Origin of the sequence: Serinibacter salmoneus, from assembly GCF_002563925.1 — a bacterium.
Classification (GTDB): domain Bacteria; phylum Actinomycetota; class Actinomycetes; order Actinomycetales; family Beutenbergiaceae; genus Serinibacter; species Serinibacter salmoneus.
This window is the reverse complement of record NZ_PDJD01000001.1, coordinates 330,082-342,593: the sequence shown is the minus strand read 5'-3', so window position 1 is coordinate 342,593 and position 12,512 is coordinate 330,082. Positions and strand designations below refer to the sequence as shown.

The following is a 12,512-nucleotide window of genomic DNA, read 5'->3' as shown; positions in this document are numbered from 1 at the left end:
CGTCGGGCTTGCGTCAGGAGGTCGGGCGACGGCGTCCACCCGCGCGCTCGGCGAGCGTGACCACGGCGAGGATCAGTGCGACCCCGCCGGCGAGTTGCACGGCCCACCACGGGAAACCGGGGCCACCGGTCCCGTCGGAGAGTTGCGTGGTGCTCGGCTCAGCGGACTCCTGCGGCACCGCCACGCGCTCGGCGTGAACCAGCAGGCGGTGGGAGTTGACGCCGATCGGGGTGCAGGTCACCAGTGTCAGCAGGTCCTCCCCTGGCTCCAGCCGCAGCGAGGAGACCTCGGTGGGCAGCACGGTCTCGGAGCCGGTCACCCGGTAGGTCAGCTGCTCCCCCATCACGTCGATGAGAATCTCGTCGCCCTCGGCGACGTCGACGAGGTGATCGAACATCGTCGCCTCCACGAGGCCCGCATGGGCGGTGATCACCGAGTGCGTGCCCTCGCCACCCACCGGCAGCGACGAGCCGAACAGGTGCCCGGCGCCGCGTTCCAGCACCATGTCCTCGGTGCCGTGGTAGACGGGCAGGTTCACGTCGATCGTGGGAATCCGGATGCGTGCCATGGGCGGGGACTCGCGGGTGTCGGACGCGAGCCGGAGTTGCTCCTCATAGGTCTCGTACGCTCCGCCGCGCCCGGACATCGCATCATCGAGGGTGTAGGGGTCGGTCAGCAGGATCTCGGGGATCGCGGCGTTGTACTCCTGGGCCTGCGCGAGCGTGTCCGTGAGCACCTCGCTCGGAGTCGAGGCGATCTCATTCGCGTACGCCGCCACGGTGCTGGACTGCGCGCGGGCGGAGAACCAGCTCGCGATCGCGGGGTACATCACCACCACCAGGCCGGCGATCGCCATAAGAGCGATCAGCACGGCACCCGGCGAGGGTCGCGGGCGCGCGCCGCGGGTGAACCGCAGCAGCGGGGTCGATGCGCTCACGTCGCCTCCAGGTCGGTGCGGGGGTGGTGGATGGTCTGGGCTGTGGGTGGGGGCCGCGGTGCGCCGGAGGTCGTGGGACCCCCGGCGCACCCGGCTACCTCACGTCACCGGCTGCTGCCGGCGACGAGTGCGTGGCGGCCGCTCAGTGCTGCACCTTGCGGCGGTTGCGCGCCACGAGCACCAGACCGGCACCGGCGAGCAGCAGAGCACCCGCGGCGGGGTACATCCACTGACCGGTGGCACCGGTGAAGGGCAGCTCGAAACCGCCGTTCGCCGGTGCGTTCTCGATCTCGAGTTCGCCGTCGACCGGGACACCGTCCACGGTGATCGGGCCGTACGGCTCGGCAAGCAGTTCGTGTTCGTCTGGGGCCGTGATCTCACGCAGCCAGTACGTCTGGGGCTCACCCGGCGCCACGATCGCCTCGCCGTCAGCGAACTCGCTGTACCGCAGACCCGAGATGGTGAGGAGTCCGTCTGTGCCGGTAGTGAAGGTGGTCACCGGCGGCGTCGCCGGGTCGCCGTCGTCATCCGCTGCCACCGCCTCGTTCGGGTCCCCCTCGATGGCCGCCTCCCGGGACGTGTAGACCTGGAATGAGGCTCCCGGCAATCCGTCATCGGTACCGGCCGAGACCTTCGTCAGGGAGATGTTCCCCCACCGGGTCTCCACGGGGGTGCCCGGGACGCCCGGGGACGCCGGATCGGGCGCCGGCGTGGTGATGTCCGGACCCCAGGACGGGCCGTTGGGGTAGAGCGCCGGCGCGTTGGCGATGATCCCCGTGGCGGAGACCTCGTTGACAAAGGTGGTGATCGTCGTCGCCACCTGGAGGTCCTGGTTCGCCGTGAGCTTCCCGAGGCCGGACGCTGTGAACTTCACGATCACGTCCGCCCCCGCGGCAGGCGGCGTCGGTGTCACCACGTAGTCCGCAGTGTCCAGCGGGGCACCGGTCTGCGTGCCGACGAAGGCCACCGTCACTCCCGTGAGCGTCAACTGTGGCGCCAGGGTGTCACGCACAGCGTACAAGTCGATGGACTGACCAGTGTTCAGGTCCGGGATCTCCGAGGTGATCGTGTAGACCACGGGGTCGCCCAGACCTGCGGCCGACGCGTCCGAGACGGTCTTCTCCGGCGCCTCGGTGACGGCATTCTTCGGGTAGACGTAGACGTCGTAGAGCCACTCGTCGGTGCTATCGGGGTTCGTGATCGGCACGGTGACGATGAACGGGGCCGCTGCGGTGACACCAGGAGGCGTGTCGGTCTCCTTCACGAGGTAGGCACCGACCGGGATGTTCTCGAACAGCGCCTCACCCGCGGTGCCGGCCGCTCCGGTCTCCACCGAACTGGTGTACCCACCGCCGAGGACAAGGGCGGCATCCACGTCGCCCTCGAGCGCCGCGAGATCGGTCCATCCGGCGTTCGTGTTCAGGTCGTAGTCGAGTTGGGTGATCGTGAACACGACACCGTCGATGGTCGGTGTGCCCGGGGCGGGTGTCAGCGCCGTCCCGTCGCCCGCGGCTCCGCCGGGGGTCTCGTGCTTCAGGACGTGCAGGGTGCCGGTCGTCTGATCGATGATCGGCGCGGCGGTGGCGGCCACGCCTGCTCCGAGGGTGAGGCCGGCCGCGGCGAGCAGGGCCACGGCCCCACCCCACAGCCTGCGGTGGATGGACGTTCTCATGGGCTTCTCCTTGGTACGGGGGGCGTCGTTGCCCGGGTCGAAGGGATCAGGTCAAAGGAATGAGACGGGTGCTCACGGTGGCCCTGTACACCTCGCAGGGTCGCGGTGGCACGTGGTGCCGCAGGTCATGGCGTGGGCCTCACCTCCCCGTGTCCCGGGCGCCGCAGGCGCACCAGGAGAGCGAGGGCGGCCCCGGCGAGCAATGCCAGGCCGGTCAGGGTGACGCGGTGGGTCCCCGGACCGCCGGCCAGCGGTAGATCGAAGGGGGTGGTGTCGGTGACCTGGATCGTCCACGTGCCCTCGGCGTCCACCGACGCCGTCACCTGGGGCGTGCCGGGAGCGATCGTCACCGTGGTCGTGACGGGGTCGGCGTCGTAGTCGATGGCCACGGTGAACTGCACGTCCTGCGCGAGCAGGTTGTGTCCCGCCGGGGCCTGGGTCTCGCGCAGCCAGTACGTGCCGGCCGACAGGCTCGCGATCGTGAATAGGCCGCTCGCCTCACCGGACTCCCCACCGGGCTCCACGCCCGGATCGGTGATCTCCTGACCCGGGGCTCCGCCGTCGTCCTCGAAGACCGCGAAGGCGGCGCCATCCATCGGGGTCTCCCCGTTGATCCCCTGCCCCAACTTCTGCAGCAGCAGGTAGGCGGGCGTGTGCAGGGTGACGAAGCATCCGGTGGGTGTGGGGCCGAACACGACCGGTCCGCCCGCCGCGCACTGCACCGGCGGTGTCTCGTTGGCGCTGCCCGTGGCCACATTGCCGACGACGGCGGTCCACGCGTCCGCGTCGATCGTCACCTGGTAGGTGAGCACCGCCGAGTCGGGGGCGGTCAGGGTGGCGACCTCGGCCAGGAGCTGCTGGTCCGGCGCGGTGCCGGTCACCTCGGGCGCTGTCTGCGAGACCCCGCCCACCGTCAGCGCGATGGATTCGGGTACCAGGGTGGCGTCGTCGAGCACGTCCCCGAGTTCGTCCACGAGGTCGATCTCGGTGACGGTGCCCCGCAGCGCGGTGGCCGTGACAGTGTAGGTGATCACATCGCCCGGACGCACGGTGTCGAGGTCGGTCAGCGGTGACCCGGCGAGGCTCGCCACCTTCGTCAGGGTCCACGCGGGCGACAGCGGGGTGGTCACGGTGCAGCCGTCCTCGGCGCAGACCTCCTGCCCGTCGTACGTCGCGGTCACCGTGTTCACGATCTCGTTGACGGCCGGGTCCAGCGGATCGTCCACGGTGACGCGGAACTCCACCGTCTCACCTGGTGCCACGGGCGGGGGGACGTCATAGGTGCACACGTTGCCTGCTGACCCGTCCGGCGTGCATGTCCAGCCGGTGCCCGAGTAGGTGGTACCCACCGGGACGGTCTCGGTCAGGGTGACGGGCGCCGTCGTCGGATTGCCCGCATTCGTCACGGAGATCTCGTAGATCAACTCGACGCCGGGATCCGCGGTGAAGCCTGGCTCGACGTCGAACTCCCCGACGGTCGTGCCGAAGCGGACGAGGTCCTTCGTCACGACCGGGGTGGCGACGGTGGGGGTGGTCACGGTGCAACCGTCCTCGGCGCAGACGTCCTGCCCGTCGTAGGTCGCGGTCACCGTGTTCACGATGCTCAACGTGCCGGAGGGCAGGGGGTCGACGAGGGTCACCTCGAAGTCCGCGGACGCCGATCCCAGCGCGGCCACCGTGACGGCGGTCGTGCAGGTACTCCCCGCCTGGGCATTGGGGAGGCAGGTCCAGCCGGCACCGGTGTAGGCGCTGTTCACGGGCACGGTCTCGGTCAGCGTGACGGTGCCCGGCGTGCTGCCCGCGTTGGTGACGCCGATCCGGTAGGTCAGCTCGTCGCCCGCGGCGACCTCCTGATCCACGGTGGCGGCCTCATCGTTGACCTCCAGGAGCGACTTCGTGGTGGTCAGCTCCGGCGGTGGCGGCTCGTTGGTGAACGTGCAGACCACGGCCAGGCCCGCCGTCTGCGCACGGGAGAAGGTGAAGGACGTGCCCGCGCCGGAGTCGAGCGGGTTGCCGGTGGTGGCGTCCACGCACGCGTAACTGCTCGCGTAGGTATCCAGAGTCGTGGTGCCGGCGGCCGCCTCGGCAAGCGTGTAGGTGCGTCCCGGCACGAGGATCGTGTTGACGGTGGCTGCCTGCACACCGTTCACGGAGTCGGTCGTCGTCGCACTCTGCGTGGTCGTCCAGGCGCTCGCGATGCTGAGCTGGAACTGATCGCTCGGGTCGATGCGCTGCGTGACGTCCTTGCGCAGGGTGAGTGTCGGCGGGAAGCCACAGCCCGACATGTCGTAGCTCCCTCCGCTGATGACGCGGGGGCCGGCCAGGACCTGCGCCGAGAGCGGGTCGATCCGGCGCAGCCCATCGCCCGAGGAGAGGGTGTACAGGTAGCCGTGCTCATCGAAGGCGATACCGACGCCGACATGCGTGAGACTCGTGGGGATCGTGGTCGAGGGGAGCACCTGGGTGCTCACGCCCTGCGCAAGATCGGCGGCCGTCACCATACGAAGCGCGCTGACGGTGCCGAGCCCCGCGACGACGAGGAGGTCACCGGTGGAGGTGAAGGCGATGTCGCCGTTGAGCCCGGGGGTACCACTTCCTGGCATCAGCCCGACCACGCTGACCGCGCCGGTGCTGTGATCGACCATGTACAGCGGCGCCCCCCGGTCCACCGTCCCGTAGTAGTAGTTGCCGTTCACCGGGTTCACTGCCCCGGCCAGCGCTGTCGAGGCGCCCGTCGCGGCCTGGTGGCCCCACTGGCCGGTGGTGGAGTCGAACCAGATCACGCTGCCGCCCTCGGTTCCGCTCCACGTGCCGGTCATGTAGAAACGGGTCCCGTTCGGTGCCACGCCCAGCGCGTTCGACGTCGCCTCGGCCTGGGTCGGGTAGGTGATGTATCGGGTCGGCGTGTAGGTACCCGAGCCCGTCACCTCCGCCGTCGGGATGATCTGGATGGCACCCAAGGTCTGCTTGTAGACGGTGTCGACGCACTGCATCGGCGCTGTGACGATCGTGACCGACAGCGTGGAGGTCGTGGTGTTACCGGCCTCGTCCGTGACACGGTACGTGAGTGGGGTTACGGGCCCGATCACGCCGTTGGCGGTCACCGTGACGCGGCCGTCGGCAGCGATCTGGTAGGTGGTGCCGGTGAGGTCGTGCACCGCCGTGGTGTACCCCTGGGTGGCGGTGCCATTGCTCAGCGTGAAGCCTCCGGTGCCCAGGAACCGCACACTCGAGGGCACGAACGGGATGCCGCTGAGCGGGGTGTCGTTCGCGACGAGATCCAGCGGCAGGGACTGCTGCCCCAGGCCCACGGTCACCTCGTCGGGATGCGCGACCGGCACCTGCGCGTCCTGCAGTGCGACGTAGTAGCGGATGGTGTCGTAGGCATTCGCACTGGAGGAGATCGTGCCGGCGCTGGCGGAGTTGAGTTTCACCGAGACGTCGAAGGTGATCTGCGTCATGGTGCCCGTCAGTGTCACCATCCCGCATCCCGCACGCCCGTTCAGGTCGTCGCCGCCGCTGTTGCTGTTGCACTCCGTGCCCGGGCGGGTCGCACTGGTCTGCAGTCGCGTAGGTGTGATCTGCAGGGTGGAGGACCCATTGCTGTTGTTGTTGCTGAACAGGCTCCCAAAGGAGACGGTCGTGGGGGTCCCGCCGTTCGTCGCCGAGGCGATGTCCAGCACACCTGAGGTCTGGACGCTGCCGTAGTCCCCGCCGAAGCCCGCGACGTACAGCACAGGGTCGGTCACCGCGCTGGAGAAGGTCAGGGTGATGGTGCCACGGCCGCCGCAGTAGCTGGTGCCGCTCGGGTAGGCGCAACCTCGTGAGTAGACCTCGAGTTCACGTGCCGTGGGGCTGGACGGCAGGGTGTTGTTGTACATGGCGTACGTGGAACCGGACCACGGCCAGGAGTCCGTTCCTTCATCCTGGAAGTAACCTCCGAGGCTCTGCTGGGTCCAGGTGGCGGTCACCGGGGCCGCGGTCGAGGAGCCCGAGACCACCTGCGGGAACGACTGCGTCGCGGTCGTGCCGCCCGAGACGTTCGCGAAGCGCAGCGCGAGTGCGGGCCCGCTCACCAGCATCAGGGCAGTGGTCAGCGCCGCGACGACCCAGCGCCGACCTACGCGACCGAGGCCTCGGCGGCGGCATCTCCCGCCGCGCTCGGCCCCACTCGACGTCCTTGCTCCCACGCGCAGTCTCCCCACGCATCGGCCCCGGCCCCATTACCGACGACCCCCGAGCGAACCCGGTCAAGAAAACTTACGACGCATCGTGGCACCCTGCCACCGGTCCGACGCAATACAGCGTCACAATTGCGTCACGACCGCGTCAGCGCTGAGGCGGCGTAGATCTCCCCTCGCCACCCGACGGCAGCCGCAGCTGCGCGCACAGCCCCGATTCGCCGTCGGGCCGCCCCCGCAGCACCACATCGCCGCCCATCTCCCGCGCGAGTTCCCGCGCGATCGCCAGCCCGAGACCCGAGCCGCCGGCGTCACGCTCGCGGGCCTCCTCCAGCCGCACGAACCGCTCGAACACCCGCTCCCGCTCGCCCGGGGGGATGCCGATGCCGTCGTCGATCACGTTCACCAGGCCGTCGGCCACCACCACCTCGACCCCGCTGGCCCCGCCGGCGCCGCCGGTTGCGTGCCGCAGCGCATTCGCCACGAGATTGCGCAGCACCCGGTCACTCGCGTCGCGATCCCCCCGCGCCGATCCCGCGCCGACGACCGGCACCGCCACCTCGCCGGCCACCCCGCGCACCGCCCCGCGGGCCACCTCCGCGAGATCCAACTCCCGCGAGGCCAGGGGTCGCACGCCCACCCGCGCCAGCAGCAGCAGGTCCTCCACAAGCACCCGCATCCGCGCCACGTCCGCCGCCAGATCCGCCACCAGTTCCTCGCGCGGGTAGGCCTGCGGGTGCTGCTGGGCGACCTCCAGCTCCGCGCTGAGCGAGGCGATCGGGGAGCGCAGCTCGTGCGCGGCATCGGCCACGAAGTCCCGCTGCCGCTGCGCCGCCCGCCGCGCCCCGTCGGCCGCCACCCGCTCGCGCTCGGCCGCCGCGCGGGAGGCCGCCGCCGCCTCGTCCAACCGCGTCAGCATCGCGTTCAGCGTGGTGGCCAGGGCGGCCAGCTCCCCCGACTCCGGCACCGGGAGCACACCCGCACCGCCGGAGGAGGCGACGGCGTCCGCCGCCACCCGCAGGTCCTCCACCGGGCGCAGGGCGCGCCCGAGCACGTGCCACACCCCGGCCGCGAGCCCCGCCACCAGCACCGGGACCACCAGCAGGAACGCAACCACGAGGGTGCGCACCGTCTCGGCCACGTCCCGCAGCGGGGTCGCGGCCACCACCAGCCGGGCGCCGTCGGGCGAGGGCACCGCGACCCCTGCCACGCGGGAGGCGCCGCCGTAGGGACTGTCCGCGCGCACCACCGTCACGGCGTCCTCGATGCCGGCTGCGCCGTCCACGCCAGCGCCCGACGGCCCACCCGCCTCGTCCACCGAGGCCGCGACCAGGTGCAACGCCACCTCGGGCGTCACCGCCGGCAACGTGAGGGAGGCGTTCGAGGTGGTCGCCACCACCGAGCCCTGCGCGTCCAGGACCTGCACCACCTCGCCGAACTGGGAGTCCAGGGTCTGCGGCATCCGGTCGGTCGCCACCAGGGTGGCCACCACCGCCGCACGCTGGGTCACCACCCCGTCCAGCGCAGAGATCCTCGCGGCCTGCAGCAGGGCGACCAGCACGGCCGCCCCGACCGCGAGCGCCACCGCGAGCGCCCCGGCCGTCACCAGGGTCAGTTTGCCGCGCAGGGTGGGGGTCCGGCCCACCTACCCCACCGCCCGGTAGCCGGCGCCGCGCACCGTGGCGATCCGCTCCCGCCCGATCTTGCGCCGCACGTACCCCACGTACTGCTCCACGAGGTTGACGTCCTCGGAGTCCCACACGTGCTCGAGGAGTTCCGTCTTGCTCACCACGCGCTCGCGGTGGCGCATCAGGTACTCCAGTAGCGCGAACTCCCGTGAGGTGAGCTCCACCTTCTCCCCCGCCACCCGCACCTCGTGCAGCGCCGGGTCCAGCGTCACCGCGCCCACCTCCAGGGTGGCGGGGCGCGCCGTCGCCGGCCTGCGGGCGATCGCCCGGATGCGCGCCACCAGCACCACGAAGGCGAACGGCTTGGTGAGGTAGTCGTCCGCGCCCACGTCCAGCCCGTCGGCCACGTCGTACTCCCCGTCCTTGGCCGAGAGCAGCAGCACGGGGGTCCAGTTGCCCTCCTCGCGCAGGGTGGTCACCACGTCGTAGCCGTTGCGGCCGGGCAGCATGATGTCCAGCACCACCGCGTCGTAGTCCCCGAGGCGGATCGCGGCCAGGCCCCGCACGCCGTCGTGCTCCAGGTCGACCGTGAACCCCTCCGCCTCCAGCCCGCGCTTGATGGCGCGCGCGAGGGAGCGTTCGTCGTCGACCACGAGGATGCGCATGGCGCCCAGCATCCCACCCGGCGCGCCCCGCCGTCCGTGCTGGGGCCCGCGGCTCTCAGCGTGGCCACAGTGACCCGGGAGCACACTGGGTGACATGAACGCCACTGCCAGGACTCGAGCCCGCTGGGCCGTGCCGGGCGCCGTCGCCCTCGCGGTCGCCGCCGCCGTCGCCGTCCCCACCCTCGCCAGCGCCGACGCCGGCGACCTCCCGGAGACCACCCCGACCGACCTGCTCGCCGACGTGGCCGCCGCCGAACCGTTCGCGCTGTCCGGCACCGCCGTGTACACCGCGCGCCTCGGCCTGCCCGAGCTCACCGCGGAGATGACCGGGGGCGCCGACCCCCTCAACCTGCTGTCCGGGTCCTCCACGATCCGGGTGTGGACCGATGGTGCCGAGCGCTCCCGCGTGGCGCTGCTCGGCTCCGCCTCGGAGTACTCCGTGGTGATGGACGGGCCGCAGATGTGGACCTACTCCTCCGCCGACAATGCGGTGACGCATCTGTCGCTGGACACGGAGTCCCTCGCCATGTCCGAGGAGTTCGCCGCCCAGGAGGCCATGCCGACCGGGGAGGTGCCCACCCCGACCGAGTTCGCCGAGCACCTTCTGGCCGTCGCCGAGGAGAACGCGCAGGTCACCCTCGGTGAGGACGTGCGCGTGGCCGGCCGCGACGCCTACCAGCTCCTGCTCACGCCCACCACACCGGGCACGCTGCTGCAGGAGGTGAGCATCGCCGTCGACGGCGAGACCTACCTCCCGCTGTCGGTGCAGGTGTGGAGCACGCAGGAGCCGGGGGCCCCGGCCCTCGAGCTCGCGTTCACCGACCTGACGTACGAGACCCCGAGCGATGCCGCGCTGGCGTTCTCGGCGCCGGCGGGCGCGGCGGTCACCGAGCACGCGCTCTCCGCCGATGACCTGCGCGAGCAGTCGATGCACCAGGGCGAGGCGCCCACGCTGCCCGGCGACCTCACAAATGAGGCTACCGAGGGCGCCACGCTGCCCGAGGGCGTGAGCGTGTCCGGTGAGGGCTGGGCCGAGATCGTGCGGGTGGAGGACGTGGACCTGACCGCGCTGCTGTCCGGTGACCCCGAGCAGGTGCAGGCCGAGCTCGCCGACTCCCCGTTCGCCGACGGACGCAACGGTGACCTCATGGAGGAGTTCAAGGGTGAGGGCGACGGCTTCGGCGTCGACGGGAACGCCCTGTTCGACCAGCTCACCACGCCCGTGGAGGGCGGCCGCCTGTTCAGCTCGACCCTCCTGAGCGCGCTGATCACGGACGACGGCGTGCTCTACGTCGGCTCCGTGCCCACCCAGGCGCTGCTCGCCGAGGCCGGGCTCGCCTGAGGTGACCGCCTCCTCAGCCACGGCCTCTTCGGCCACGGCATCAGGCGCGACGGCGTCACTCACCCCGGGCGACGCCGTCGTGCGTACCCGGGGGCTCACCAAGCGCTTCCGCAGCGGCCAGGTGGCCGTGGACGGGATCGACCTGGAGGTGCCCGCCGGGGCCGTGTACGGGTTCCTCGGGCCGAACGGGTCCGGCAAGACGACCACGATCCGGATGCTGCTCGGGCTGATCTCCGCGACCGCCGGATCCGTGGAGATGCTCGGGCGGGCCATGCCCGAGGACGCCGCCCGGGTGCTGCCCCGCGTGGGCGCCCTGGTGGAGGGCCCGGCGTTCCAGCCCTACCTCAGCGGTCTGGCGAACCTGCGGCGGCTGGACGCGATGGACGCCTCCGCGGCGCCCGCCACCTCCGCCCGTCGGATCGATGCGGCGCTGGAGCGGGTGGGGCTCGGCGCCGCCGCGGGTAAGAAGTACCGGCAGTACAGCCTCGGGATGAAGCAGCGCCTGGGCCTGGCGGCCGCGCTGCTGCGTCCGCGGGACCTGCTGGTGCTGGACGAGCCCACCAACGGGCTGGACCCGCAGGGCACCCGCGAGGTGCGCACCCTGGTGCGCGAGCTCGCGGCCGAGGGCACCACGGTGCTGGTCTCCTCCCACCTGCTGGCCGAGATGGAGCAGGTGTGCAGCCACATCGGGGTGATGAGCCGCGGTCGGTTGCTCGCACAGGGGCCGCGCGCCTCGATCGCCCCGGAGCGGGAGGTGGTGGTGGTGACCACCCGCGCCGAGGAGGCCGACGCGGCGCGGGAGGTGCTGGCCTCGCTCGGGATGGTGGTGTCCGACGGGGCCCACGGGTCCGGTGGCGGGGCTCGCGGGAAGGCCGACGGCGTCGCTGACCTGCGCCTGGAGCTCGGCGCACAACCCGTGGCCGCGATCGCGCCGGCGCTGGTGGCCGCGCGCCTCGCGGTGCTGGGGGTGCGCACCGAGCGGCCGAGCCTGGAGGAGACGTTCGTGGAACTGACCGGGGAGGGATTCGATGTCGCCCGATGAGTCGGGGGCCACTGGGCGAGCCGAGACCACCGGGACTGCGCCGACCAGTGGGAGTGCGCCGTCGAGCACCCGTCCCGTGATCGACCCGTTCGCCTCGCGTTCCGAACCCGGCGCCTTCGGGCGGATGCTCGCCAGCGAGTTGCTGCTCGTGCTCGGGCGGCGCCGCAACCAACTGCTGGTGGCCCTGGTGGCGGCGGTGCCGATCCTGCTCGGCGTGGTGCTGTGGGTCGTGAACGACTCCGCCTACGCCGGCCAGGGGCCGGGGTTCATCTCCCGGGTGAGCGAGAACGGACTCTTCCTCGTCATCACCTCGCTGTTCATGTGCCTGCCGTTCCTGCTGCCGCTGGTGGTCTCGGTCGCCTCCGGGGACGCGGTGGCGGGCGAGGCGGGCGCCGGGACGCTGCGCTACCTGCTGCTCGTGCCGGTGCGCCGCGGCCAGCTGCTGCTGGTCAAGGCCCTGGGCGCGCTGGTGCAGGTGATGCTGGCGGTGCTGATCCTCGCGGCGGTGGCCTTCCTCACCGGCGGGATCCTGTTCGGCTTCGGCGACCTCACGCTGCTGTCGGGGCAGAGCGTGGGCGTCGGCGCCGGGATCGGGCGGATGCTCGGGGTCACGGCCTACGTGGCGATGTCGCTCACGGGTTTGATCGCGCTCGGCCTGTTCTTCTCCACGCTCACCGAGGTGCCCATCGGCGCGATGGCCGCCACGCTGGTGGCGACCATCGTCTCCACCGTGCTGGACTCCATCCCGCAGCTCTCCACGATCCACCCCGGCCTGCTGACCCACCACTGGTTCGACTTCGCGGAGTTCCTGCGGTTCTCGGTCAGCTCGGACGTGATCTGGCAGGGCGTGTGGGTGCAGGCCGCCTGGGTGGCGATCTTCGGCTCCCTGGCCTGGGCCCGGTTCACCACCGCGGACATCACCTCCTAGCCGACCTGCAGAACTACCTCGCCGTACCTGCAGAACCACCTCGCGGTGGGGGCACAACCACCTCGCGGTGGGGGCACAACCACCTCGCGGGGTGCACCAAACTTCGCGAGGTGGTTC

General features: G+C 71.4%; 8 protein-coding genes. 3 read left to right on the top strand and 5 right to left on the bottom strand.

Annotated elements, in window-relative coordinates; all coding sequences use genetic code 11:
- Window positions 1-13: 13 nt before the first annotated feature.
- The 5 genes from ATL40_RS01305 to ATL40_RS01285 form a co-directional block, all read right to left on the bottom strand.
- The gene (locus tag ATL40_RS01305; protein ID WP_098467963.1) at window positions 14-937 is read right to left on the bottom strand and encodes a class C sortase; all 924 of its coding nucleotides are present in this window, start codon (window positions 935-937) and stop codon (window positions 14-16) included.
- A gap of 142 nt (window positions 938-1,079) precedes the next feature.
- Complete coding sequence (locus ATL40_RS01300; protein ID WP_098467962.1) at window positions 1,080-2,609, bottom strand: SpaH/EbpB family LPXTG-anchored major pilin; 1,530 nt, start codon at window positions 2,607-2,609, stop codon at window positions 1,080-1,082.
- Between the two features lie 125 nt (window positions 2,610-2,734).
- Window positions 2,735-6,685: a DUF7927 domain-containing protein gene (locus ATL40_RS01295; RefSeq protein ID WP_169925849.1), complete on the bottom strand. Its 3,951-nt coding sequence runs from the start codon at window positions 6,683-6,685 to the stop codon at window positions 2,735-2,737.
- Window positions 6,686-6,938: 253 nt separating this feature from the next.
- A complete protein-coding gene (locus tag ATL40_RS01290) occupies window positions 6,939-8,435 on the bottom strand; it encodes a sensor histidine kinase (protein WP_098467960.1) in 1,497 nt (498 codons plus the stop codon).
- Complete coding sequence (locus ATL40_RS01285; RefSeq protein WP_098470197.1) at window positions 8,436-9,083, bottom strand: response regulator transcription factor; 648 nt, start codon at window positions 9,081-9,083, stop codon at window positions 8,436-8,438.
- 94 nt (window positions 9,084-9,177) lie between these two features.
- Between ATL40_RS01285 and ATL40_RS01280 the strand changes: the two genes are divergently transcribed.
- The 3 genes from ATL40_RS01280 (at window position 9,178) to ATL40_RS01270 (ending at window position 12,395) form a co-directional block, all read left to right on the top strand.
- Complete coding sequence (locus ATL40_RS01280) at window positions 9,178-10,425, top strand: LolA family protein (RefSeq protein ID WP_098467959.1); 1,248 nt, start codon at window positions 9,178-9,180, stop codon at window positions 10,423-10,425.
- Between the two features lies 1 nt (window position 10,426).
- Window positions 10,427-11,467 carry an ABC transporter ATP-binding protein gene (locus tag ATL40_RS01275; RefSeq protein ID WP_098467958.1) on the top strand — a complete coding sequence of 347 codons (1,041 nt, stop codon included), beginning with the start codon at window positions 10,427-10,429 and terminating at the stop codon, window positions 11,465-11,467.
- A gap of 76 nt (window positions 11,468-11,543) precedes the next feature.
- The gene (locus ATL40_RS01270) at window positions 11,544-12,395 is read left to right on the top strand and encodes an ABC transporter permease (RefSeq protein ID WP_245866569.1); all 852 of its coding nucleotides are present in this window, start codon (window positions 11,544-11,546) and stop codon (window positions 12,393-12,395) included.
- Window positions 12,396-12,512 lie beyond the last annotated feature (117 nt).

What these genes read in the sequence shown, in the direction of transcription:
- ATL40_RS01300 (WP_098467962.1), bottom strand. Translation starts at nt 2,609, where the DNA reads ATGAGAACGTCCATCCACCGCAGGCTGTGGGGTGGGGCCGTGGCCCTG.
- ATL40_RS01285 (WP_098470197.1), bottom strand. Translation starts at nt 9,083, where the DNA reads ATGCGCATCCTCGTGGTCGACGACGAACGCTCCCTCGCGCGCGCCATC.
- ATL40_RS01280 (WP_098467959.1), top strand. Translation starts at nt 9,178, where the DNA reads ATGAACGCCACTGCCAGGACTCGAGCCCGCTGGGCCGTGCCGGGCGCC.